This is a genomic window from Flavonifractor sp. An91 (assembly GCF_002159225.1).
GTDB classification, from domain to species: domain Bacteria; phylum Bacillota; class Clostridia; order Oscillospirales; family Oscillospiraceae; genus Flavonifractor; species Flavonifractor avicola.
This window is the reverse complement of the sequence record NZ_NFHA01000013.1, coordinates 1-25,367: the sequence shown is the minus strand read 5'-3', so window position 1 is coordinate 25,367 and position 25,367 is coordinate 1. Positions and strand designations below refer to the sequence as shown.

Annotated in this window: 21 protein-coding genes; 8 read left to right on the top strand and 13 right to left on the bottom strand. The window is 59.4% G+C overall.

Going from position 1 to position 25,367, the window contains the following annotated elements; all coding sequences use genetic code 11:
• Positions 1-32: 32 nt before the first annotated feature.
• The 3 genes from tpiA to B5G42_RS09060 form a co-directional block, all read right to left on the bottom strand.
• Positions 33-806, bottom strand: coding sequence for a triose-phosphate isomerase (tpiA, locus tag B5G42_RS09070; protein WP_087187861.1), 774 nt, complete (start codon positions 804-806; stop codon positions 33-35).
• Between the two features lie 87 nt (positions 807-893).
• A complete protein-coding gene (locus B5G42_RS09065) occupies positions 894-2,165 on the bottom strand; it encodes a phosphoglycerate kinase (RefSeq protein ID WP_087269300.1) in 1,272 nt (423 codons plus the stop codon).
• Complete coding sequence (locus B5G42_RS09060; RefSeq protein ID WP_087269297.1) at positions 2,162-2,656, bottom strand: tRNA (cytidine(34)-2'-O)-methyltransferase; 495 nt, start codon at positions 2,654-2,656, stop codon at positions 2,162-2,164. Before B5G42_RS09060 ends, B5G42_RS09065 begins: the two co-directional genes overlap by 4 nt.
• 193 nt (positions 2,657-2,849) lie before the next feature.
• Here B5G42_RS09060 and proB point away from each other — a divergent pair, with 193 nt between their 5' ends.
• From proB to B5G42_RS09045, 3 genes are all read left to right on the top strand, one after another.
• Positions 2,850-3,662, top strand: coding sequence for a glutamate 5-kinase (gene proB / locus B5G42_RS09055; RefSeq protein WP_087269294.1), 813 nt, complete (start codon positions 2,850-2,852; stop codon positions 3,660-3,662).
• Positions 3,663-3,738: 76 nt separating this feature from the next.
• Positions 3,739-4,986 carry a glutamate-5-semialdehyde dehydrogenase gene (locus B5G42_RS09050; protein ID WP_087269291.1) on the top strand — a complete coding sequence of 416 codons (1,248 nt, stop codon included), beginning with the start codon at positions 3,739-3,741 and terminating at the stop codon, positions 4,984-4,986.
• A gap of 87 nt (positions 4,987-5,073) precedes the next feature.
• Positions 5,074-5,400, top strand: a complete 327-nt coding sequence (locus B5G42_RS09045) for a hypothetical protein (RefSeq protein WP_087269288.1) — start codon at positions 5,074-5,076, stop codon at positions 5,398-5,400.
• Between the two features lie 43 nt (positions 5,401-5,443).
• Here B5G42_RS09045 and B5G42_RS09040 read toward each other — a convergent pair whose 3' ends face one another.
• From B5G42_RS09040 to murI, 8 genes are all read right to left on the bottom strand, one after another.
• Positions 5,444-6,649, bottom strand: coding sequence for a class I SAM-dependent rRNA methyltransferase (locus B5G42_RS09040; RefSeq protein WP_087269285.1), 1,206 nt, complete (start codon positions 6,647-6,649; stop codon positions 5,444-5,446).
• Between the two features lie 78 nt (positions 6,650-6,727).
• Complete coding sequence (locus B5G42_RS09035; RefSeq protein WP_087269282.1) at positions 6,728-9,049, bottom strand: anaerobic ribonucleoside triphosphate reductase; 2,322 nt, start codon at positions 9,047-9,049, stop codon at positions 6,728-6,730.
• A 222-nt stretch (positions 9,050-9,271) separates the two neighbouring features.
• Entirely contained in the window at positions 9,272-10,492 is a 1,221-nt protein-coding gene (locus B5G42_RS09030) for a homocysteine S-methyltransferase family protein (RefSeq protein ID WP_087269278.1), read from the bottom strand.
• 129 nt (positions 10,493-10,621) lie between these two features.
• Positions 10,622-11,896, bottom strand: coding sequence for a glycosyltransferase family 2 protein (locus B5G42_RS09025; protein ID WP_087269275.1), 1,275 nt, complete (start codon positions 11,894-11,896; stop codon positions 10,622-10,624).
• Positions 11,897-12,250: 354 nt separating this feature from the next.
• The gene (locus B5G42_RS09020) at positions 12,251-13,678 is read right to left on the bottom strand and encodes an IS1182 family transposase (protein ID WP_242961182.1); all 1,428 of its coding nucleotides are present in this window, start codon (positions 13,676-13,678) and stop codon (positions 12,251-12,253) included.
• 110 nt (positions 13,679-13,788) lie between these two features.
• Complete coding sequence (argS, locus tag B5G42_RS09015) at positions 13,789-15,537, bottom strand: arginine--tRNA ligase (RefSeq protein WP_087269271.1); 1,749 nt, start codon at positions 15,535-15,537, stop codon at positions 13,789-13,791.
• Between the two features lie 194 nt (positions 15,538-15,731).
• A complete protein-coding gene (locus B5G42_RS09010) occupies positions 15,732-16,175 on the bottom strand; it encodes a DUF1934 domain-containing protein (RefSeq protein ID WP_087269268.1) in 444 nt (147 codons plus the stop codon).
• Positions 16,176-16,263: 88 nt separating this feature from the next.
• Complete coding sequence (gene murI / locus B5G42_RS09005; protein WP_087269264.1) at positions 16,264-17,079, bottom strand: glutamate racemase; 816 nt, start codon at positions 17,077-17,079, stop codon at positions 16,264-16,266.
• Between the two features lie 183 nt (positions 17,080-17,262).
• Here murI and B5G42_RS09000 point away from each other — a divergent pair, with 183 nt between their 5' ends.
• Positions 17,263-17,679 (top strand): hypothetical protein, encoded by a 417-nt coding sequence (locus tag B5G42_RS09000; RefSeq protein WP_087187848.1) that lies wholly within the window; start codon positions 17,263-17,265, stop codon positions 17,677-17,679.
• A 39-nt stretch (positions 17,680-17,718) separates the two neighbouring features.
• Here the strand turns inward: B5G42_RS09000 and B5G42_RS08995 are convergent, their stop codons facing one another.
• Positions 17,719-19,140, bottom strand: a complete 1,422-nt coding sequence (locus B5G42_RS08995) for an AAA family ATPase (RefSeq protein ID WP_087269261.1) — start codon at positions 19,138-19,140, stop codon at positions 17,719-17,721.
• A 178-nt stretch (positions 19,141-19,318) separates the two neighbouring features.
• Here B5G42_RS08995 and B5G42_RS08990 point away from each other — a divergent pair, with 178 nt between their 5' ends.
• Positions 19,319-20,017, top strand: coding sequence for an Ig-like domain-containing protein (locus B5G42_RS08990; RefSeq protein WP_087269258.1), 699 nt, complete (start codon positions 19,319-19,321; stop codon positions 20,015-20,017).
• Positions 20,018-20,355: 338 nt separating this feature from the next.
• Here B5G42_RS08990 and B5G42_RS08985 read toward each other — a convergent pair whose 3' ends face one another.
• Entirely contained in the window at positions 20,356-21,468 is a 1,113-nt protein-coding gene (locus B5G42_RS08985; protein WP_087269254.1) for a 5-bromo-4-chloroindolyl phosphate hydrolysis family protein, read from the bottom strand.
• Positions 21,469-21,831: 363 nt separating this feature from the next.
• On the opposite strand from B5G42_RS08985, the gene B5G42_RS08980 reads away from it, so the two are divergent.
• The 3 genes from B5G42_RS08980 to B5G42_RS08970 all read left to right on the top strand — a co-directional run bounded on the left by B5G42_RS08980 (position 21,832) and on the right by B5G42_RS08970 (position 25,250).
• Entirely contained in the window at positions 21,832-23,694 is a 1,863-nt protein-coding gene (locus tag B5G42_RS08980; RefSeq protein ID WP_087269252.1) for a VanW family protein, read from the top strand.
• 74 nt (positions 23,695-23,768) lie between these two features.
• Entirely contained in the window at positions 23,769-24,446 is a 678-nt protein-coding gene (locus tag B5G42_RS08975; protein WP_087269249.1) for a DUF2461 domain-containing protein, read from the top strand.
• Between the two features lie 78 nt (positions 24,447-24,524).
• Entirely contained in the window at positions 24,525-25,250 is a 726-nt protein-coding gene (locus B5G42_RS08970; RefSeq protein ID WP_242961181.1) for a polysaccharide deacetylase family protein, read from the top strand.
• Positions 25,251-25,367: the final 117 nt, after the last annotated feature.

The following is a 25,367-nucleotide window of genomic DNA, read 5'->3' as shown; positions in this document are numbered from 1 at the left end:
TTTACCTCTGTTCTCTGCACAAAAGCGGGGGCTTATTCCTGATTGGCAGCGTTGATGATCTGCACGAAGTCGGGGGCCTTCAGGGAAGCGCCGCCGATGAGGCCGCCGTCCACGTCGGGCTGAGCCAGCAGCTCCTGGGCGTTCTTGGCATTCATGGAGCCGCCGTACTGGATGGTGACGGAGCGGGCCACGCGGGCGCCGTACAGCTTGCGGATGACGGCACGGATGGCCTCGCACACCTCGTTGGCCTGCTCGGCAGTGGCTGTCTTGCCGGTGCCGATGGCCCAGATGGGCTCATAGGCGATGACCACATGACGCATCTTGTCGGCGGGCACACCGGCCAGAGCGGCCTTCACCTGATAGGAGATCAGGTCCATGGTGACACCCAGCTCACGCTGCTCCAGGCTCTCGCCCACGCACACGATGGGGTACAGGCCAGCCTCCAGGGCGGCGTGGACCTTCTTGTTGACGGTGAAGTCGGTCTCATTGTAGTACTGACGGCGCTCGGAGTGGCCGATGATGACGTACTTCACGCCGATCTCCTTGAGCATCTCAGGAGAAACCTCGCCGGTGAAGGCGCCGTGGGACTCATAGTGGCAGGTCTCGGCGCCGATGGCCACGCGGCTCTCCTTGAAGAGGCGCACAGCGGCCTGGAGGTTCACAGAGGGCACGCACAGCACAACCTCGCACCACTTGGGCTTGCCGATGAGGGGCTTGAGCTCCTCAGCAAAGGCGCGGGTCTCGGAGAGGGTCTTGTTCATCTTCCAGTTACCGGCAATGATGGTCTTGCGATATCTTCTGTTCATGGGTAAATGGGCCCCTTTCTTCAAATCTTCTCTCTTAGGTTTAGACCCGGTTGGGCCTGATGTCACGCTGTAGCAGCGCTTATCTATTTAGGCGTCCAGCAGGCAAGCCACGCCGGGCAGCTCCTTGCCCTCCATAAACTCCAGGGAAGCGCCGCCGCCGGTGGAGATGTGGGTCATCTTATCGGCATAGCCCAGCTGCTGCACAGCGGCAGCGGAGTCGCCGCCGCCGATGATGGTGATGGCGTTGCTGTTGCTCAGGGCCTCGGCCACAGCCTGGGTGCCCTTGGCAAAGGCGGGGAACTCAAACACGCCCATGGGGCCGTTCCAGATCACAGTGCCCGCATCCTTCACAGCGTCAGCGTAGGCGGCAATGGCCTTGGGACCGATGTCCATGCCCATGCAGTCGTCGGGGATGTTCATGCTGTCCACCAGGATGGGCTCGGCGTCGGCAGAGAACTCCTTGGCGCAGATGGTATCCTCGGGCAGGAGCAGCTTCACGCCCTTCTCCTTGGCCTTCTTCATCATGTCGTTGCAGTAGTCCAGCCAGTCCTCTTCCAGCAGGGACTTGCCGATGGAGCCGCCCTGAGCCTTGAGGAAGGTGTAGGTCATGCCGCCGCCGATGATGATGGTGTCGGCAATCTCCAGCAGGTTGTTGATGACGCCGATCTTGGAGGACACCTTGGAGCCGCCCAGGATAGCCACCAGGGGACGCTTGGGATTGGCCAGAGCGCCACCGATGATCTCCAGCTCCTTCTGGATCAGGAAGCCGGACACGGCGGGCAGGTAAGCAGCCACACCGGCGGTAGAAGCGTGGGCGCGGTGGACGGCGCCGAAGGCGTCGGACACATACACCTCAGCCATATCAGCCATGGCCTTGGCCAGAGCGGGATCGTTCTTGGTCTCACCCTTCTCAAAGCGGGTGTTCTCCAGCAGCATGATCTGGCCGGGCTTCAGAGCGGCGGCCTTGGCCTGGGCATCGGGGCCCACCACATCGGCGGCCATGATGACCTCGCGGCCCAGCAGCTCACTGAGGCGCTTGGCAACGGGAGCCAGAGACAGCTTGGCCAGGGACTTCTTCCACTCCTCCTCGGTGATGGAGGCGGGGTCCTTGCCCTTCTCGGCCTGCTTCTTCACATAGGAGTCAAAGGTAGCCACGGGCTTGCCCATATGAGAGCAGGCGATGACGGCAGCATTCTGATCCAGCAGGTACTGGATGGTGGGCAGGGCCGCGCGGATACGCTTGTCGTCGGTGATGACGCCGCTGCCGTCCTTGGCCATGGGCACGTTGAAGTCGCAGCGCAGCAGCACCTTCTTGCCGGCTACGTCGATGTCTTTTACGGTCTTCTTGTTGTAGTTCATACTATACTAGCTCCTTTCATCTCGCCTTCCCCGGTCAATCCGGGAAAATCCAGTTGTCGCAGGGCTTCGTACGCTAGGATCGCCGCTGAGTTGGAAAGATTGAGGCACCGGGCCTCCGCCCGGATTGGGATACGAATACAGCGCTGGCGGTATTTCTCCCGGAAGGCCTCCGGCAGCCCGGCGGTCTCCTTACCGAAGATGAGATAGCACCCATCCCGGAACGTGGCCTCTGTATAGGGCCTCGGGGCTTTGGAGGTGGCCAGCCAGATATCCTCTGCGCCGGTTTTCTGAAAGAAGTCCTCCAGATTTTCATACACCCGCAGATCCACCAGATGCCAGTAGTCTAAGCCGGCCCTTTTTACGGCTTTATCACTGATATCAAAGCCTAACGGCTTAATCAGGTGAAGTCGAATCCCGGTAACAGCGCAGGTACGGGCAATGTTGCCGGTGTTTTGGGGTATTTCCGGTTCGTAGAGCACGATATTCAGCATTTTATTCCCTCTTTACACCTCTATCACTGTTCAGCGCAGGCTATTGTACTCCAAAATTCCGTGGATTTCAACCGCAAAAGCATGAAAAAGTGGTAAAACGTATAGTTTTCTTTGCGCAAACCATCACTTCTTTCCTTTACTGCATTGCGAAACTGTGGTATGATGCTCTCAGACGCAAGATCAGGCAAGGAGGATGAACGCTTTGCAGCGCAAGAAAGAGATACGCCGATTGGTGGTCAAGGTGGGCACTTCCACCCTCACCCGGGACACCGGGAGCCTCAATCTTCAAAATATGGAACGACTGGCCAGGGTGCTCTCCGATCTGGAGGGGATGGGCTATCAGGTGGTGCTGGTCTCCTCCGGCGCCATCGGCATCGGCACCAAGAAGCTGCGGCTGGATGCCCGCCCCACCGAACTGCGGATGAAGCAGGCCACCGCCGCCGTGGGCCAGTGCATGATGATGCACATCTACGACAAGCTTTTCGCAGAGTATAACCGCACCGTGGCTCAGATCCTGCTCACCGGCGAGGATGTGGACGCCCCCGTCCGGTCGGAGCACCTGCACAACACCTTTGAGGCCCTGCTGGAGCTGGGGGTCATCCCGGTGGTCAACGAGAACGACTCGGTGTCCTCAGCGGAGATCGAGACCGGCCAGTGCAAGGTGCTGGGCGACAACGACACCCTGTCCGCCATCGTGGCCCAGCTATGCGGGGCCGACCTGCTGGTGCTGCTCAGCGATATCGACGGCCTGTACGACGCCGACCCCCGCACCCATCCGGAAGCCCAGCTGATCCACCATGTGGAGGCTGTCACCCCGGAGCTGCGGGCCATGGCAGGCGGCGCCGGCACCTGGCGGGGCACCGGCGGCATGGCCACCAAGCTCAACGCCGCCCAGATCGCTCTGGACGCCGGTATCGAGATGGTCATTGCCAATGGCAGCAACATCGAGTCTCTTTATGATATTGTAAACGGCGCCGACATCGGCACCCGTTTTGCCGCCCCCTGAATTACATGACACATCCCGTAGGGGCCGATGCCCACATCGGCCCGCTTCCACCTCATTATAAAAGGAGTGACAAGTTATGACGCAGCTGGAAATGCAGGGTCTGGCCGCCAAAAACGCCAGCCGGGTGCTCTCCATTGCGGGCACCGCCAAGAAGAACGCCGCTCTGGAGGCCATTGCCTCCGCTCTGGAGGCCCGCCAGGAGGAGATTCTGGCCGCCAACCAGGAAGATATGACCGCCGCCAAAGCCGCCGGAATGCGCCCCTCCCTCCAGGACCGGCTGGCGCTGGACGGCTCCCGCATCGCAGGTATCGTGGACGGTGTGCGGCAGGTGGCGGCCCTCCCCGATCCCATCGGTGAGACCACCAAGATGTCCACCCGGCCCAACGGCCTGGTCATCGGCAAGCGCCGGGTGCCTCTGGGTGTCATTGGCATCATCTATGAGGCCCGGCCCAACGTCACTGTGGACGCCGCCGCCCTCTGCCTGAAGTCGGGCAACGCCGTCATTCTCCGGGGCGGCAAAGAGGCCTTTCACTCCAACCAGGCCTTTGTCTCCATCATGCGGGACGCCCTGGAATCCGCCGGCCTGCCCCGGGACTGCGTGGCCCTGGTCACCGACACCACCCGCCAAAGTGCCACAGAGCTGATGAACCTGACGGAATATCTGGACGTGCTCATCCCACGGGGTGGCGCCGGTCTGATTAAAAATGTAGTAGAGCACGCCAAGGTGCCGGTAATCCAGACCGGCGTGGGCGTGTGCCATGTGTATGTCCACGGGGAGGCCGACCTGGATATGGCCGCCCGCATTATCCACAATGCCAAGACCTCCCGGCCCTCGGTGTGCAACGCCGCCGAGTGCCTGCTGGTGGACCGGGCAGTGGCCCGGGACTTCCTGCCCATGGCCTGGCAGCTGCTCCAGACCAAGAACGTGGAACTGCGGGGCTGCACCGAGACCCGGGCCATCCTGGGCGACTTCGTGGTCCCCGCCACCGAGGAGGATTGGGATACCGAGTTTGGCGACTATATCCTGGCTGTCAAGGTGGTGGGCGGCTTTGACGAGGCGGTGGAGTTCATCCACGCCCACGCCACCGGCCACTCCGAGGCCATCGTCACCAACAACTACTTTGCCGCCCAGCAGTTCCTGGACCAGGTGGACGCGGCGGCGGTGTACGTCAATGCCTCCACCCGCTTCACCGACGGCAACGAGTTCGGCCTGGGCGCCGAGATCGGCATCTCTACTCAGAAGATGCACGCCCGGGGCCCCATGGGCCTGGAGGAACTGACCTCCAGCAAGTTCGTGATCTACGGTACCGGCCAGATCCGCTGAGCATAGAATGGAGCGGCCCCATACGGAATTCTTGTTACATACGGCGGGCAGCAATGCCCGCCGTATGAATTTGTAGGGGGTGCTTCCATGCTGGAACGCCAGATCAAGCCGGAGGGCGGCCTGGTGTACTGCGATCTGGGCAAGCTGTGCCCGACGGACGGGCAGATCATCGACTGTACCCTGACCCTGACCCAGGTGCTTCCGGAGCGACGGGTAGCCCTGGCGGCGGAAGTGATGGACGGGGATACCTGTCTGGGAACCCGGCTGTTCACCATCCCGCCCCACCATGAACCGGCCGCCGCCGATCTCAGGCTCACCGGCCTGCGCTTCTACCTGCCCGAAGGGATCGACCGGCCCTTCACTCTGCGGGCCGACGCCCACTATATGGACCGGAACGAGCGCTGTTTACTTTAAAAAATACAGGGGCCGCTGCCATTGGCAGCGGCCCCTGTGGTTTTTATTGTTCGTCCATGACTTGGAAGATATAGAATTTCAGATAGAGGGACTGGTCCGCCCCCCACAGCACCGGATGGTCGGCAGCCTGGGTACGGTATTCCACCTGCCGCAGGCGGCGATGAGCGTCCCGGGCGGCCTCCCCGATGGTCTTGGCCAGCAGCTCGGGGGCCATGAAGTGGGAGCAGGAACAGGTGGCCAGATAGCCTCCGTTTTTCACCAGCTTGATGCCCCGCAGGTTAATCTCCCGGTAGCCGGTCACCGCCTTCTTGACGGAGGCCCGGGACTTGGTAAAGGCGGGCGGGTCCAAGATCACCAAGTCAAATTTTTCGCCCTTTCTTTCGAGTTCAGGCAGCAATTCAAACACATCATGGCACTCAAATCGCACCCGGTCGCTCATGCCGTTGAGTTCTGCGTTGCGGGTGGCCTGATCCACACCCAGCTGGGAGGCGTCCACGCCCAGCACCTCTCTGGCGCCGCCCTTGGCGGCGTTGAGGGCAAAGGCGCCCGTGTGGGTGAAGCAGTCCAGCACTCGTCCTCCCTTGGCCAGAGGCTGGATGGCCAGCCGGTTGTACTTCTGGTCCAGGAAGAAGCCGGTTTTCTGGCCCTCGGCTACATCCACCTGGTACCGGACCCCGTTTTCCATAATTTCCACCACCGGGTCGAAGGGCTCGGACAGGAAGCCCTTCACCCGCTCCATGCCCTCCTTCAGGCGCACCTTGGCATCGCTGCGTTCATAGATGCCCCGGATGGCGATGCCGTCCTCCGCCAGAATATCCACAAGCAGCTTCAAAATGGTGGATTTCATCCGGTCAATGCCCAGAGCCAGAGACTCCACCACCAGCACGTCCGAGAACTTATCCACCACCAGGCCGGGCAGGAAGTCGGCCTCACCGAAGATGATGCGGCAGGAGGAGGTGTCCACCGTGTCCTTGCGGTACTGCCAGGCAGCGCGCACCCGCATCTCCAGAAAAGCCTCGTCAATAACGGTGTCCGCTTTCCGGGACAGTACCCGCACCGTGATGGTGGAGGTGCGGTTGAGGAAGCCCACACCCAGGGGGTAGCCGTTGTAGTCCTCAATGCGGATCACGTCGCCGTCGGCGGGCTGCCCCACGATCTCACCGATCTCATTGTCATAGATCCAGGGGCCGCCGGCCTTGAAGGAGCGGCCCTCTCCCCGCTTCAGGCGGATAGCAGGCATATCAGCCATACACAAAATCCTCTCTATTCAAAATGGGGCGGGGCTCTGCCCCGCCCCTATGGTTTTTCCTTCTCAGCCGTGGTCAGGTTACACGCCGTGCTTCACCCGGTCGTGCTCCTCGGCCCGCTTGGCGTTGTTGAAGCGGTCCAGGGTGCCCACCAGGTAGCCGGTGATGCGGCGGATGCGCTCAAAGGGCACGCCGTCGGCCTCGGTGCGGCCGCAGCCGGGGCAGCGGTCCCCGATGATGCCGGAGAAGCCGCACACCGGGTCCCGGTCCACCGGATGGTTGACGGAGCCGTAGCCGATGCCGCTCTCCTTCATGCAGCGGATGACCTTCTCAAAGGCCTCCAGGTTGTCGGTGGGATCGCCGTCCATCTCAATGTAGCTGATATGTCCGGCGTTGGTGAGGGCGTGGTAGGGCGCCTCGATCTTGATTTTGTCGTAAGCGGAGATTGGGTAATACACCGGCACATGGAAGGAGTTGGTGTAGTAGTCCCGGTCAGTGATGCCCTCCATAACTCCAAAGCGGGCCTTGTCCATCCGGACAAAGCGGCCGGACAGCCCCTCGGCGGGGGTGGCCAGCAGGGAGAAATTGAGGCCCCGCTTTTCGCTCTCAGCGTCCATCCGGGCCCGCATATGAGAGATGATCTCCATACCCAGCACCCGGGCCTTCTCGCTCTCGCCGTGGTGGACGCCGATGAGGGCCTTCAGAGTCTCGGCCAGACCGATGAAGCCTACGGACAGGGTGCCGTGCTTCAGGACCTCCCGCACCTCGTCGTTCCAGTCCAGCTTCTCGCTGTCCAGCCACACCCCCTGGCCCATGAGGAAAGGGAAATTGTAGACGTGCTTGCGGCACTGGATCTCAAACCGCTCCAGCAGCTGGTCCACGCACAGGTCCATCATCCGGTCCAGAGACTCGAAGAAGGTGTTGAGATCCCCCCGGGCCTTGATGGCCAGCCGGGGCAGGTTGATGGTGGTGAAGGACAGGTTGCCCCGGCCATTGCAGATCTCCCGCTCGGGGTCGTATACGTTGCCGATGACCCGGGTGCGGCAGCCCATGTAGGCGATCTCGGTCTCGGGATGGCCGGGCTTATAGTACTGCAGGTTGAAAGGAGCGTCGATGAAGGAGAAATTGGGGAACAGCCGCTTGGCGGAGCACCGCATAGCCAGCTGGAACAGGTCGTAGTTGGGCTCGCCGGGGTTGTAGTTGACCCCTTCCTTCACCCGGAAGATCTGGATGGGGAAAATTGGAGTCTCGCCGCCGCCCAGGCCGGCCTCGGTGGCCAGCATCACATTCTTCATCACCATGCGGCCCTCGGGAGAGGTGTCCATGCCGTAGTTGATGGAGGAGAAGGGAGTCTGGGCGCCAGCCCGGGAGTGCATGGTATTCAGGTTGTGGATCAGGGCCTCCATGGCCTGATAGGTGGCCCGGTCGGTCTCCTTCACCGCCCGCTGCTGGGCAAACTTCTGGGCCTTCTCCACAGTGGCCTCGTCCCCGAACTTGGGCACCAGAGCGGCCCGCTCGGCGGCAAAGTATTCCTCGCTGCCCGCCAGAATGGGGCACAGGCCGGTCTCCTTCTCCAGGTCGGCCATGACGGCCTTCAACTCCTGCTCGGGGTCGCTCTCATCCTCCAGCAGCATGAGGGCCCGGGCCAGGTTCTGACGGTACAGCCGCTTGAAGGTCTTGCGGACACCATCGGCCATGCCGTAGTCGAAGTTCACCACGCTCTGGCCGCCGTGCTGGTCATTCTGGTTGGACTGGATGGCGATGCAGCACAGGGCGGCGTAGGAGGCAATGTCGTTGGGCTCCCGCAGGGTGCCGTGACCGGTGGAAAAGCCCCCTTCAAAGAGTTTCTTGATGTCGATCTGACAGCAGGTGGTGGTGAGGGTCAAAAAGTCCAGGTCGTGAATGTGGATATCACCCTCCCGGTGGGCCCGGGCGTGGTCGGGGTTGAGGACGAACATATCATAGAACTGCTTGGCGCCCTCGGAGCCGAACTTGAGCATGGAGCCCATGGCGGTGTCACCGTCGATGTTGGCGTTCTCCCGCTTGATGTCGGAATCCTTAGCAGCAGAGAAGGTGATGTCCTCATAGGTCTTCATCAACCGGGTATTCATCTCCCGGGCGCGGCTGCGCTCCTCCCGGTACAGGATGTAGGCCCGGGCGGTCTGGATGTAGCCGTTGTCCATCAGCACCCGCTCCACCAGGTCCTGAATGTGCTCCACGCCGGGCTGCTTCTCCCCTTCCACCTCCAGGATGGAGAGGACCTCGTCGGCCAGCCGTCTGGCCTCGGCCTCCTTGCCCGGCTTGTAAGTGGCTCGGAAGGCCTTGTCAATGGCGCCGGCGATTTTGTCCTCGTTGAACTCCGCCAGTCGGCCGTCCCGTTTTCTGATTTTGGTGAGTGTCATTGCGATCCGTTCCTTTCCCGCTCCACGGTTGCAGGCGATTACCGCCCGTTATATTCTGACACAATATCTTGTGTTTTGGTTCTTCGCGCAACATCCATGATACAGTATCTTGATATGTGCCGTCAAGGCGCAAAACAAAAAGCCCGTCCCAAAAAGGGGACGTGCTTTTTGTCTGTTTCGCTGATTTTATTTTGGGGCCCGAAGGTCCCTTGACAGGGCTTTTTACAGCAGCACCAGGCCGTACCGGCCTGCCATCTCCCGGAGGAAATCCTCCTCCAGATCCCCGGTACCGTCCCAAAAGGCCCGCCCCTGGTAGAGCCGCAGGGCTTTCTCCAGCAGCTCGGGTACGTCGGACCACAGGCACAGAGCATCCTTCACCACATACTGATTCTCGGCAAAGATGTCCAGGTCGTCTTCCTCCAGGATGGCAATCTTCAGTGCACCCTGGGGGGACTCCTCCTCGGCCTCCAGGATGTCCTCCATCAGGTCGGGGGTACACTCGATGGTCTCCCCCACATCTACATCGGGGGTAATAAACCGGGCCTCCTTCTCGCTGGCGCAGGGAATCACATCCGGGTCCCGCTCCACCGGCTGGAAGGCAGAAAAGTCTACCTGAGCCATGGCCCGTGCCACTGCCTCCAGATGCTCCGGTCCCGCCCCGCAGCATCCGCCGAACATACGGGCTCCGGCGGCGGCGTATTGGGGTACAAAGCCCGCCAACTCCTCCGGGGTACAGCAGGCCCCGGGCAGCCCGGCAGAGGGTTTTGCGATCAGAGGTACGGAGGCATAAGGCGTCAGCCGCTCCAGCTGCTCCGCCGTGTCTGCGGGGCTGGTACAGTTGAGCCCGAAGGCGGACACCCCCATGCCCTGCATAACGATGAGTCCGGCCAGCACATCCGTGCCGCCGGGGGTACGGCCCTCGTCGTCGCAGGTGAAGGATACCCACACCGGCTTGTCCGATACGCTTTTGCAGGCCAGCACCGCCGCCCGGGCCTGAGCCATGTCTATCATAGTCTCCAGGAAAAACAGGTCCACCCCGGCAGCCTCCAAAGCGGCGGCCTGCTCCGTGTAGACTGCCACCAATTCCTCAAAGCTGCTCTCGCCAAAGGGCACCAGCGTCAGCCCGGCGGGGGCCATGTCACCCGCCACCAGTACGCCGTCGCCTGCAGCCTGCCGGGTGAGCTCCACCAACCGCTGGTTGTATTCTCTTACCTGTCCCATGATGCCCCTGCGCTCCAGGCTGGCCCGGTTGGCCCCAAAGGTGGGGGCCAGCAGAATACGGCTGCCCGCCTGCACATAGCGCCGCTGTACCTCCAGCAGAGCCTTGGGGTGCTCCAGAATCCACTGTTCGGTGCAGGCTCCGTCGGGCATACCCAGCTGGCGCAACTCGGTTCCGGTAGCGCCGTCCATCAGAATGGGCATGGATAAGGGAATGGTGTCCATAATTGCTCGGTTCCTCCTGTATTGCACATTTGGATGGTATTATATCACAGTTTCACGATTCAATGCAAGCCTGATTGCGAAAGCAAAAGAGACCTGCAGTCAAGCAGGTCTCTTTCCAGTGGTCCCGGTTCAGCCCGCCCCCACCCGCTTGGTGGAGGTGTGGTAGATGGGTTTCCACTCCACCTTTTTCACCAGAGCGGCGATGGAGATGGGAATATACGTAAACATGAAAATGGGGAAGGTAAAGACGTAACCCAGCTTCCGCAGAGGAGTCGCACTGATGTGTTTCCATTCGGAAAGCACCGTCAGCAGGCCGTAGAAAAACAGGCCCACATAGAAGTTCCACAGGGCAGACAGCATAAATCCGACAGTTACATCGATGACCTTGGCGGCGATATAGGCGGGCTGGGTCATGCAGCTGGCCAGGATGATGCCGTTGAACAGGATCATCACCAGGGTGAGCAGCATACCGGGGGCCACGGTCACGAACATATCGTAGCAGGAGGTACCCAGCCGTCCGGGGCGGAAACAGCCCTTCAGCAGGGGCACGGTATAATCCCGGTCCACCTCATAGAAGCCCTTGGACCACCGCAGCCGCTGGTCCCAGGACTGGCGGAAGGTGGTTGGCTGCTCGTCGTACACCACGGCGGTATCGCAGTAGCCGATCTTGCGGCCCTGGATGGCACAGTCCACAGAGAACTGGATATCTTCGGTGAGCAGGTGGAAGGGCCAGCCCCCGTTGTCCCGGATGACCTTGGAGGACACCAGGAAACCGGTACCGGACACATGGCAGTTGGTGCCCAGCAGGGTACGGGGGAAGTTGAGGAAGCGGGCCTCCCGCAGGAACCAGATGGAGTATCCGGCGGAGATCCAGTTGTCCCCGAAGTTCTTGGAGTTGCGGTAGCAGGTGATGGCGTCGTACCCCTTGTCAAAGGTCCGGTTCATCTCAGCCACAAAATTGGGGTCCACCAGGTTGTCGGCGTCAAAGACGAAGTAACCGTCGTAGACGTCCTTACCCTCCTCCTCCAGACGGTGGAAGAGGTAATCCATCGCGTAGCCCTTGCCCTTCTTCTGCTGGTCGAAGCGCTCATACACAAAGGCACCGGCCTTGCGGGCCACACCGGCGGTATCGTCAGTGCAGTTGTCGGCCACCACATAGAGGTCCAGCAGCTCTTTGGGATAATTTTGCTTGTTTAAGCTATCCAGCAGTTCACCGATTACCTCTTCTTCGTTGCGTGCGGATACTACCACAGCAAAGCGATGGAGCTTTTCAGGCTGATGGGTCTCTTTCCAGCGCCGGCGCACCAGCCCCACCACCACATAGAAGCCCTGGTAAAGATAGAGCAGGGTAAAAAGCAACACCACTGCAAAATTCAAATCTTTTACAAATTCTAATATCGTCATTCCATGATCCTCCGTCTGTTGATCGCTGAAGGAACCTGCCCGCGGTGGATAGCCGCGTGCATTGCATATCATACCACACCCAAAAAAGATTACAAGAGTGTTACATACCAATTAACAGAAGATTAAGGGAAAGTTTTTATTTCTTTTATACAAATGTAAGAAATCCGACCTCTCCTCTGTAAACAGATTCCATATCCCTCTAATTCGTCTGTTTTTGAAACATTCAGCATAGTTTCAGGTAGACATAATATTCTTGTATCATCGCGGTTTCTTCTTGGACGAAAATTTACAAAAAAAGATCCCGCCTTTTTGAAAAAAGGCGGGATCTTTCAGACTGTCGAAGAACCCCTGTTTTCATGAAGCAAAAACAGGGGTTCTGGTCATATTTGGGGAAACAACGGCAAATATGATGCGCAAATTGGAGTTCCTCCAACTCCAATTTGCCAGCTTTTTCAGATTCATGGCAGCATATTTAAGCCTAACCCACCTGGTAACGGCGGCTAGACCTCTGTGATGCGTATAACGCATGGCGTGTTTCTCCTTTGCGTTTGCAAAAACACGCTCAATGGTTTCTTTTCGTTGGGCATAGATTTTCTTGCCCTTTTCGGTTTTCCGGATAGCCTCCACAATATCCAGATATTCCTGCCAGATATGTGTGGTCATCACCTTCTGTCCTTTTTCGTTGGCTCCACATTTGAATTTGCAAGGACAGGACTTGCACTTGGACGGAGTAGTGCGGTAAGTGCGCTTTCCTTCCTTGTCTGTTGTGGTGTGCCGTAATACACCACCTTGAGGGCAAATGAAGCTGTCTGTTACAGGATCGTGCTCATACTCCCAGGGCTTGTACCGTTCTTTTGCTCCCTTGTATCGGGTATAGGGCATAATGGGAATTCTCCCATCCTCCAGAATCTTCTTGGCAATCCACGGTGTTTTATACGCTGCATCCATTGCTAGGTACTTCGCACATTCAAATCTACTTGTTATATCGTCATATACCGCATCCCAAGCCACGCTATCATGAACATTCCCTGCGGTTACTTCCACCCCAAGTATAAATCCATGTTTGTCGCAAGCCGTGTGCGCTTCGTATGCAAACTGCCGTTCGTGTTCCCCTTTGATAAACATCCCTGCATCTGGGTCTGTGCTTGATACCGTCTTTTCTGCCATCTCGCCCCCAGAGGTATCATCATCATCGTGGTCATCTTTCTCTTCGATAGGCGTTTTCCCCAACTTTTCACGCTCAGCATTTACTTCCTCCCGGAGCTGTTCAGCGTATACCTTGGCAGCTTTGGCCACCTGTTCTTTTTGGTACTTCTTCTTGTTCGCACTGGCCTTAATGTGTGTCCCGTCAATAAACACGGTTCGGGGGTCTACCATGCGGTTATTCAGTGCTTTGTTCAGAATGTGCTCGAAAATTTCGATGGTCAAGTCTTCTGGGAACCTATGGCAAAAGGCATAACTCACCGTTGAAAAGTGGGGTATCTCCTCCAATAATCCATAGCCCAAAAACCAACGATAGGCCAGATTCACAATAATCTCTCGGTATGTCTGCCGCAACGAAGGAATCCCAAACAAATGCTGAATCAGAGCCATTTTAATTAGCACGACGGGGTCTATACCCGGTCTCCCGTTGTCATGGCAGTAATATGGATCCAGTTTCTCATACAGCCACTCATAGTCCATGACCTTTTCCACTTTGCGAAGCAGATGATCTTTGGGCACCAGTGCTTCTAAATCTGTTACCACTGCTTCTTTTCGTGAATCTTTTCTCCATTGCTCCATAAAGCACACCCCCACATCTGATACCATTTTACCAGATGCGGGGGCGTTTTGGAAGTTTTTCGACAGTCTGAAAGATCCCGCCTTTTTGAAAAAAGGCGGGATCTTTTTCCTTACATCTTTTCAGGAGCGGTAACGCCGATGAGGGCCAGGCAGTTGGCAATGACGGAACGAACGGTGTCCGCCAGCTTGAGGCGGGCGGACAGCAGGCCGGCCTCCTCCCCCTTGATGCGGCAGGCGTTGTAGAAACGGTGGAAGTCGCCAGCCAGGGTAATGAGGTAGCGGTTGACGTGGGAGGGGTCATAGTCCCGGGCGGAGATGCGGATCACCTCGGGCAGCTGGGACAGGGTCTTGATGAGGGCCTTCTCCTCGGCGGTGGTGAAGAGGTCGGCATTTACAGCGGCCGCGTCAGGCATCTGGGCGCCCTCCTCGGTGAGGCGGCTCACCAGAGAGCAGATGCGGGCGTGGGCGTACTGGACGTAGTACACCGGGTTATCGGAGTCCTGCCGCACCGCCAGATCCAGATCGAAGTCCAGGGCAGAGGTGGAGGACCGGGAGTTGAAGAAGAACCGGGCTGCATCCACACTGACCTCGTCCAGCAGGTCCCGCAGGGCGATGGCCTTGCCGGAGCGCTTGGACATCCGGACGGGCTGGCCGTCCTGCAGCAGGTTGACCAGCTGCATCAGCACCACCACCAGCCGGTGGGAGCCGTCCAGGCCCAGGCCGTCCAGGGCGGCCTGGAGGCGGGCCACATGGCCGTGGTGGTCGGCGCCCCAGATGTTGATAGCCTTGGAGAATCCCCGCTTCTCCAGCTTGTTGCGGTGGTAGGCAATGTCGGCGGCAAAGTAGGTGTAGAAGCCGTTGGCCCGGCGGAGCACATCGTCCTTCAGGTCCAGCTTGTCCACCTGCTCCTGGGTCTTGCCCTCAGCCATGAACTTCCGCTTGAGCAGATCGGTGGTGTTGAGCCACAGAGCGCCGCCCTTTTCATAAGTCCAGCCCTTGCCGGCCAGCATCCCCACCGTCTCGGCCACATAGCCGGAGCTGTGGAGGCCGGACTCCAGGAACCACTCGTCGTACTCGATCTGGTAGCGGCGCAGATCGGCCTTCATCTTGGGGATGTTGACGGACAGGCCGTACTGGGCCATGGCCTCCTGGCGCTCCTCCTCCGGCTTGTCCTTCCAGTCGGGGCCATGCTGGTCATAGAAGGCCTGGGCCAGCTCCTTGATGTCGTCGCCGTGATAGCCGTCCTCGGGGAAGGGATAGTTCTCCTCACCCAGCACGATCTGGAGGTACCGGGCGTCGATGGACATGGCGAACTTGTGAATCTGGTTGCCGGCGTCGTTGACGTAGAACTCACGCCACACGTCGTACCCAGCCCGGGTGAGAACGCTGGCCAGAGCGTCACCCAGCACGCCGCCCCGGGCGTTGCCGATGTGCATGGGGCCGGTGGGGTTGGCGGAGACGAACTCCACCATCACCTTCTCGCCGTGGCCCTCGTCCACCTTGCCGTAGGTGTCCCCTTCGGCCTGGATATCGGTGAGGACCTCGCCGTACCACTTGCTGCCCAGGGTGAAGTTGAGGAAGCCGGGGCCGGCGATCTCCACCTTATCAAAGAAGGTACCCGCCAGGTCCAGATTGTCCACAATGGTCTGGGCGATCTGCCGGGGGGCCTTGTGGAGAGCCTTGGCGCCCGCCATGGCGAAGGAGGAGGCGTAGTCGCCGTGGGTGGGGTCCTTGGGGATCTCAATGGTGGCCTTGACCTCCGCCCCTGCGGGCAGCAGGCCCTGAGCCGCGGCCTTCTCATAAGCCGCCTGGGTCAGCTGGGCGACCTGCTCCCGGGCCGCCTGGATCATATTGGACATATCTATCACCTTTTCTTTTACTTCTCAAAAATGCAGGCATTTTTGGGAGAGAATGCAGCCCGCCGCGCGCGTCCTCTGTCCGCTAAGGCGGCCAGATCCCACACTTGGGGGCTGAGAGGTGTTTTTCCCGAGGCTCATGTCCCCGGGAAAAACGGATTTTTATTGCTCCGTTTGGGGATGAATCTGTCGGGGTTTTACTGCCGGATGCTGCTTCCCTTCTGCCGTACCCGGATGTGGAAGAGATTTTCCCCCGCCACCGAGTGGTCAATCTCCAGGGCATAGTTGATCTCAATGCTGCCCCCTACCGGGCTGAGCTGGGTCCGCATCTTCTTGGTGTTGATGCCCACCGCCAGAGCGCCGTAGGGCGTGTTGTACATGGACAGATGCCGCCGCCCCTCCTCAAATACCATCTGGGAGTTGACCTCACCCACCCGCAGGAGAGTTACCCGCTCGGGCTCGATCTGGAAGGTGGTAAGGGTACCCTCCAGCCCGGTGAGCTCGCTCTCCTGATAGCTGAGGGTGTAGCCGTCCTCGCCATCGGGGGACAGTCTGCCCTCGGTCACCAGCTCGATGACCTCCGGCTCCTGGTCCTCAAAGGACTGCTTGCCCCGAATGGATATGATAACGTTGTTCTCCATGGTTCTATGTTCCCTCTTTATCGGCCCTTCCGGCCGTAAATTGCACCATATTATATCCAATTCCCGCCCTAATGTAAAGGGCTGGTTTTCAATAGCAGCTGATATCCACCTGACCTACGGCACCGGTAACGTCCCAGCCCAGGAAAATGGAGGCCAGCCGGGAGAAATCCTCCTGACGGTCGCTGACAAAGTACCGGCAGCTGCCTCCCTCCGTCTTTCCGGACAAAGCGTCGTCGGCTGCCAGCCGGGCGGCAGCGGCTCGGGCGCCCTCCGCTCCGGCGTTGACCAGCCGGACCTGGGGCCCCATTTGGGCGGCGATCACATCCTGGAGCAGCGGATAGTGGGTACAGCCCAGTACCAAGGTATCCACCCCCGCCTCCTTCAGGGGGGCCAGATACTCCCCCGCCACCGTCTCGATGACGATATCGCCGGGTCGGAAGCGCCCGTTCTCCACCAGGGGCACAAAGAGGGGGCAGGGCTGGGCGGTCACCTGGGCCGCCGGGTCGGCCTTGCGGATGAGGGCCTCATAGGCGCCGCTGCGGATGGATGCCTGGGTGCCGATGAGTCCGATCCTGCCGTTTTGCGTGGTCTCCGCGGCGGCGGCGGCGGCAGGGGCCACCACACCCAGCACCGGGATGGGGTTCTCATTGGCCAGGATGTCCAGGGCCGTGGTGGACACGGTGCCGCAGGCAATGACGATGAGTTTCAAATCAAAGGTACGCAGAAAGGCCACGTCCTGGCGGGCGTACCGGATGATGGTCTCCTTGGAGCGGCTGCCGTAGGGCACCCGTCCGGTGTCTCCGAAATAGACGATGTCCTCCCCTGGCAGCAGGCGGCACAGCTCCCGCACCGTGGTCAGGCCGCCCAGGCCGGAGTCAAATACGCCAATGGGTCGACTGTCCAAGTCGTTCCCTCCTTGTAATACTATGGTTCTTTTAATGATAGGGGAAACAGGGCAGGAAAACAAGGGGTTATTTTCACATTTTTCCCTCCCCGGTTTGACATTTCTTCGGGGGTGATTATAATATGAGAGTGGGGTATGGTCCCTCCTGCCCCAACGTCATGACAGCGAGGAGGTCGCATTGGTATGAAGCTGGAACTGACGACCAAGCAGTTTCGCCGTCTGCTGGATATGGCCTATATCGGCAACTGGATCTTGAATTCCACCCGGGGCGACGACCGGTTCAGGGACTATGACGAGGTAGAGAGCCTGCTCTTTGCCAAGGCCCGGGCGGAGGGAATGCCCACGCTGGCCGAGGACTGGCAGGGCGAAGTGGTCCCCTCCCGCGCCTTTGCCGAAGGCGGCATCCACGAGGCCATCATGGAATACGAAAACAATGTGTTCTTCGATATTCTGGCGGAGGACCTGGCCCGCCGGGACATGGACGACGCCCCTATCGACGAAAGCAATTATGACGAACTGGCCAGCCGCATCGACGCCTATATCGCTGAATTTGAGGAACACGGTACCGATAACATCCTGGTAGACAGCGATCACCTGTAAGACGGCTCAAAGCCCCTGCCAATATGGCAGGGGCTCTTTTTATGCCTCCGGCTGGTCCTCCTTCAGATCCTCCACCGTCAGCGCCATCAGCTCCTCCTTGCCGGGTGCCTCCAGCGCGGCCACCCGGTCGGACTGCCGGGCCACCGCCCGCTCGAACAGGTTGCGCACATCCCGGGCGTTGCCGAAGTTCTCATCCCGCTCCTCATACAGCGTTTTAAAATACTCCTCGGCATATCTCCAGCTCTCATCACTGAGTGTATACCCATTTTTCCTGCACATGGAACAGAAGATCTCCATCAACTGCTCTCCGTTATAGTCTTCAAAGTAGAAATATTTGTTGAACCGGCTCTCCAAACCGGGGTTGGCGTGGAGGAAGCGGTCCATCAGCTGGGTATAGCCCGCCACAATGACCACCAGATCCGCCCGGTGATCCTCCATTCCCTTCAGCAGGGTCTCGATGGCCTCTCTGCCAAAGTCGTTGGGGTTGTCCTGACCCGCCAGGGCGTAGGCCTCGTCGATGAAGAGCACGCCTCCCAGGGCCTTCTGAATCACCTCGCTGGTCTTGATGGCGGTCTGTCCCACGAAGCCGGCCACCAGACCGGACCGGTCCACCTCCACCAGCTGTCCCTTGGACAGCACGCCGATGGCCTTGTACAGCTGGGCCAGCAGCCGGGCCACGGTGGTCTTGCCGGTGCCCGGATTGCCCATGAACACCAAGTGAAGAGACAAGGGCGGCACCGGCAGATCGTGCTCCTGCCGCAGCTTGCGCACCTTCACCAGGTTGACCAGACTCTTCACGTCGGCCTTCACCTTTTCCAGGCCGCACAGCTCATCCAGCTGGGCCATCAGCTCCACCAGAGTAGGCTCCGGCTCCTCCGACTTGTCCTCCTCCTTTTGCTCCGCCGCCGGAGCGGTCTGAGGCGTTTGGGGGGCGGGCCTGCGGGTCACAAAGTCCCCCACGTCCAGAGGCGCCTTCTCCCCCTTCAATCCCTCCTGATCACACAGGGCGGAGAGGGCATCGGCGCACTGGTTGACAAACCCGGCCTCGGCCTCGCTGACCTGATCGTCCACCGCGGCAAAGAGCAGCAGCATCAGAGTGGTCAGATCGATAAACCGGCGGGCCAGGCTGGTGCCCGATACCTTGTCGCAGGCCCGCATCCGGTTGAAAAATTCCGGCGGCCGGAAACCGGGATAGCCTGCAACCGCCGAGGACAACTCCCAAAACAGCACCGATGGGGCCGGATTGCCCTTGGTGTAGATGGCGTTGTAAAATTCCACATATCTGGGGGTGGGAGAGGCCCCATCCCGCTGCCACAGGCCCAGAGCGCAGGCACGAAAGAAGGGATCGGCCTCCCGGCCAAACCGCTCCCGCAGCACCTGGTCCGGAATCTGACGCCGGAACGCAGCCACAGCTTCGCTGTACTGTTTGTGGGCTTCCGCAGCACTGATGGAACCTTTCATATGCTCTGCCTCCCCTGCCGTTCTGCCTGCTATTATATCCAATTTGTTTTGACGGTGCAACCCCGCCCATCAGTTGACATAATTGTTAAAAAACTTTTATATTTCCTGAAGTACCGTTGACGGGCCGCGCGTCGGCGTTGTACAATAGACACAAGAATGTCGATCGGAGGGATTTCCTATGGCATCCAAACGAAACAAAACTAACCGCCCCCAAATGATCCACTGCGAATACTGCGGCGAAGACTACGCCTCTACTTATAAACACTGTCCTTTTTGCGATGAAGTCCCGATAGATGACGGTGACTTTGACGGCGATGAGGATTTCCCCCGCCGCTCTCGTGGCGGCAAGCGGCTGGTAACCAACACCAGAGGCGGCGGCTATGGCCGCGGTCCCTCTCCCCTCCGTCTGGCAGGAATCATCGTCTCTCTGGCTGTCATCATCGCGGCAGTTATCATTGTAGTGTCCGTGGTCATTCCTCTGGTGACCAAGGGTGGCTCCGTGGACGATCCGGCCAGCGTGGAAAGTGTTATGCCCACCGACTCCGCCCAGCCCAGCATTGAACCCACAGAATCGCCCGAACCGTCGGAGACCATTCCCGCCGACCAGACGGCCACTGATTTTACGCTCGATCAGAAAGATTTTACCATCAGCAAGACCTATCCCAATCCTGTCACCATTAAGGTCACCTTTATCCCTGCCGGCTCCACCGGCACCATCACCTGGACCAGCAGTGATCCGGAGGTGGTCAGCGTGGATGAAAACGGTACAGTGAGTGCCGGCTCCAAGAGGGGCTACGCCACCGTGACCGCCACCATGCCCGGCGGTGTGACCCGTACCTGCCAGGTCCAGAATAAGTTGGCTCCCGCCGCACCCTGAATCTCTCCTGCCTGTATTTAGGATGCTGCCGCTTTCTTTTCTGAGTAGAATCTATAAAGGAAGCCCCGGACGGCGATGCCGTCCGGGGCTTCCTTTGTTTGTTTGGAGGATTCCATCTGTATCTCATCACTCGGCAGCGCCAGGTGTTGTTTTTGGTCTGCCCCCACAGCCGGGGGGCAGTCACAAGGGCGGGCCGGTCTGTTGAACGCGCTCTGGATGGCATTTGTCCTCCGCACGCTCCCGGCGCGGCGCCCTTGCCTTCTTGCTTGGCTGTGCTTATAAGATACCACAGCCGCTCTGTCGAGTGATGGATAATTTTTGGACCTTATGTAAACGTTTTATGAAGTACCCTTCTGTCCGAAGTCCATGCCGCCGGACAGGCCGTCCTTCTCCAGCATCCGCTCCAGCACCTCCACGTCGGCGGTGATGTCCATGGTGTCCACCTCAAAGAGGCGGTCCAACTGCTTCTCGAAGCCGTCCACCACCTTGTCCATCATACCTTCGATGCGGGCCTTGGCGGTACGGATGTTCTCACCCTCCACGCCCTGGTCTTCCATACGGGCATAGGCCTTGAGGATCTTCAGGGTGGTGGGCAGATAATAGTTGAGGAAGGAGCGCAGCTGCCCCTCCTTGCTGGGATTCTGTTTTACATAGCCATAGATCTTGCTGGTGATCTCCCCGATCCGGTCAATCTTGCGGCTCATCTCGGGGTCGTCGATGTCGTCGTTGAGGCGGCGGATCTCCCGGAGTACCGCGTCGTCGTCCCGGATATCCAGGGGTTCCTCCTCTTCCGGGCTCTGGTCCTGAGTCTCTTCCGCCGGTTCCGGCTCATCCTTCAGGCCCTCGTCGCTGAGGATCAGCTGATAGGAGGACATATCCAGATATCCCGCAGGCAGGATGCCCCGGTCCAGCATCTCCTGCAAATCGTTGCACGCCTTGCGCACAGGCACCGGCATGGCGTGGGCCAGCTGTACCACCGACACGCTCTCCCTCCGGCCAATGAGGGCCAGATATTTCCGGAACCGCCGGATCTTACGGGTATTGAGACTGCCCGCCAGCATAAGGGCCAGGCCACCGGCACACAGACCGATCACCGGAGACATGGCTGCCAGCGACAGAGGGAAGCCCATGATGCTGCTCACCACCGGCAGTCCCGCCGCGGTGGCAATGCCGAAGATAACAGCCATGATAGCTCCGCCGATGGTCATGGCCTTGCCTTTCCCAAGGCCCAGCCCCCTGCCCGCCGCCCCTGCGGGCGGGGTGTGAAATCCCTGTGTACCGGGACTTGGCCCCAGATAGGGAAACTGTGGCCTGCGGCCCAGCGCGTTCAGCTTGCGGAACAGCAGGATCAGCCCCACAAACCACAGCGGACTGATCAACAGGATCAGCGTCACGATCCAGGAACCCAGATCCCCGTTCCCGTCCGGACGTCTGTATCGGTCATATGACATGGATACCGCCCCTTTTGCTCTCTAAAGTCAAAAAATGTTGTCATTCCATCACAAAAGTGTCAAAGTTTCGCTGGATATGATCCGCTGGACGGGCCATGCTGTAATAGCGGACAATCGCCGATATGATCCGCCGTCCAGGTGCATATAATCATACACTGAATCCGCTTTTCTGTAAAGCGATTTCCGCCGCCGGACCATGTAACCAATCTGTAATTGCTTTTCTCATAGGAAACACCTATAATATGGGTTACTGAATCATTTTTGATGCAGCCCGGCAGTTTCTGCTGTCTTTCTGGTAACGATCTGCCGGATTTTCTGCCCAGGCCCCAGGCCGGGCAATTATACGAGTTGGAGTGATCGAATATGGCACAAACAGCGGGCAAGCGAACCGCTCAGGCCGAAAAGCCCAGGGGCGGTAAGATCGCCCTCATTGTGGCACTGGCGGTGGTCGTCATCCTGATTGGCGGCTACCTCATTCTGTGCGCCGCCGCGGGCAGCGGCACTTTCCTGCCCAATACGACCGTCGCCGGGATCGACCTGGGCGGTCAAACCCAGGAACAGGCCCTGGATACCCTCAAAACCCAGCTGCCTGACCGGCTTTCTCAGCTCTCCGTATCCTTTGTGTGCGAGAGGCAGGAATTTACCATCCCGGGCAGCGACGCCACGGTGGATGACCAGGCAGTGGAATCCGCCCTCCAGGAGGCCCTGGACCAGCAGTCGGGCAACTTCTTCACCCGGGGCATCCAGTATCTGGGGGCCATCACCGGCGGCACCCATTATTCCGTCCCCGTAACGCTGAAGGACACCCCCGCCGTTGTGAGCGAGGCGGTGAAAAAATACGCAGACCCGGAGGCTCAAACCACTTGGGAGGTGTCCGGCGATCAGCTGGTGTTCCATAAGGGTGTCACCGGCCGCACCATCGACGTAAACGCCCTCACCGACGCCGCTGCAGAGCGCTTTACTCAGCTGCTCAACGACAGCAGCACGGAAAATACTCCTCTGGAGACCCAGGTCACCACCGCCCCTCCCCTGGACCCGGATTTTGATGCCATCCAGAAGGAGGTCACCGTGGAGGCAGCCGACGCCTACTTAGACAAGAGCACCAAGCAGATCGTGCCCTCTGTCACCGGCGTCAGCTTGGATACTGCCGCCGCCAAGTCTGCCCTGGACAGCGCGGCGGAGGGCTCCGATGTCTCCGTACCCCTGACCAAGACTGAGCCCAAAATGACCACCGCCGACCTGGAGGCCAACCTCTTCAAGGACGTGCTGGGCACCGGCACCACCAGCTGCGCCGGTCCCTCCAATCGCTGGTACAACATCGACCTGGCTGCCAGCCGGGTCAACGGCACCATCCTGCTGCCCGGTGAGGTATTCTCCTACAACGATCTGGCCGGCCCCTATACCAAATCCAGCGGCTACAAGGACGCCGGCACCTACCAGAACGGCCAGAGCATCGACGCCACCGCCGGCGGCATCTGCCAGCTCTCCTCCACCATTTACTGGGTCACCCTGAAGGCCAATCTGGAGACCGTGGAACGATCCAAGCACGCCTTCAATGGCGGCTATATGCCGGTGATCGGCACTGATGCCACCGTCTGGAGCAACCAGATCGACTTTAAATTCAAAAACAGTACCGACTATCCCATCAAAATCGAAACCTATCAGGATAAAAACCACAAGCTCCACGTTACCATCTACGGCACCGATACCACCGGCATCCACGGCGAGCCCTACTCTGTTACCGTCTCTACAACTCCTTATAAAAACACCTATAAGCCCGATCCCAACCACCCTGCGGGCGCCGAGCCCCGGCGGGACCCCAATTACTCCCGCTACAACGGCGTCACCGTGGATGTGTACCAGAAGCTGGTGGATAAAAACGGCAATACGGTAGATACCATCTTCCTCTACCGCAACAGCTACAAGTCCTCCGACGCGGTGTACTACTACAACCCCGCCGACGCAGCCCGCTGGGGCATTGATCCCTCTACGGGACTGAAAACACTGACCCCGGTGGAGCCCACGCCCACACCTACGGCTACACCGTCGGCCACACCCAGTGCAACGCCGTCGGCTACCCCCTCTGCCACACCTTCCGCAACACCCTCGGCAACGCCCAGTCCAGCGCCCAGTGCCACTCCCACACCGGAGCCCACACCTATCACCGGTCCCGGTATGCTGCCTGAGGACAGCGCGGCGCCCGCAGCGGAGACTCCCGCAGCCTGATACAACCTTCTGCAAGGCCCCCCGCCCGGCGGGGGGCCTTGCTTGCCCAAATACGAAATGAGAAAGGAATTACTATGTTTGAAGGATTTTCCGGGGCCACCGTGGACTTTATGTGGGGCATCCGCTTCAACAATGAAAAGTCCTGGTTTGAGGCCCATAAAGAGGAGTACCTGACCCACTTCCAGCGCCCTATGAAGGAGCTGGCCAACGAGGTATACGCCCGTTTTCTGGACAAGCACCCCGACCTGGATCTGGTGTGCAAGGTCTCCCGCATCTATCGGGACGCCCGGCGGCTCTTTGGCCGTGGCCCCTACAAGGACCACCTGTGGATGAGTTTGGTTCGTCCCCATGTGGAAGCCGGTTCCGAGCCGGTGTTCTGGTTTGAACTGGAGCCGGAGGGCTGGTCCTGCGGCATGGGGTTCTGGATGGCTCCCGCGGTAACCATGGCCAAATTCCGGGCCCGGATGGACCGGGACCCCAAGCCCATGGAGCAGCTGACCCGCCGTCTCAATAAACAGGACCAGTTTATCTTGGAAGGTACGGACTACAAACGGCCCAAGGCTGCGCCCTCCCCCCTGCTGCAGCCCTGGTATGATAAAAAGAGCTTTGCCATCTCCCACAGCGCCCCCCATCAGGATCTGCTGTGGAGCCATGAGCTGGCCGATGTGCTGGTGGACAGTTACGAATTCCTGCTGCCCTATTACCAGTACATTCTTTCCCTCAGCGGCGATCCCGATCCCCGCCAGGCCTAACTGACAGATTTTGTGTGAAAACTTCCCCGCCGCCCTGCACATACTATGCCACACAACGGCGAAACGGGGGCGAGGGGCGTGAGTCAGCTTCAAAAGCGGTGGATGGTGGTCATTCTGGCAGTTTCTATAGTCTGTCTGACCTTCTCCCTGGGGGTCCGGCAGAGTGTGCTGTCGGTTGACGCTCCCGCCCAGCTGCCTCAGCAAAAGCTCATTGCACTCACTTTTGACGACGGGCCCCGCCGCTCCACCACCACCCGTCTGCTGGACGGTCTGGCGGAGCGGGGTGTAAAAGCCACCTTCTTCCTCATTGGCCGTCAGATTGCGGACAACGAGGATGTGGTGGAGCGGATGGACCGGGAGGGACACCAGATCGGTATCCACACCTTCGACCATGTGCAGCTCACCGACTTGAACCAGACGGATTTTGACGCCCAGGTGGAGTCCACCCGCACCCTGCTGAAGGATCTGCTGGGCCACAACGACTTTCTCCTTCGTCCGCCCTACGGCAAGTGGGATGAGGGCGTAAAAAAGCGGGCGGGCTGTCCCATCATCCTGTGGTCCATTGATCCGGAGGACTGGGACGACAAAAACACCGACCGGGTGGTAAACATGGTGGTAAACCAGGCCCGGGACGGCGGCATTATCCTGCTCCACGACATCTATCCAGAGTCGGTGGATGCCGCGTTGCAGATTGTGGACAAGCTCCACGCCCAGGGCTACTATTTCTGCACCATTGACCAGCTCTTTGCCGCCAGGGGACTCTCCCTGGACCCGGGTGAGGTATATTGGAATGCCTACCCATGAGTGAATTGTCAAACTAAATGCAACAGGAATTGAGTTCGAAGTCCCATAATTCCTGGGCAGAATGGAAATTCAAAACTTTGCGAGGCCTGGCGTTAATTAACGCCAGGTTTCGTTTTA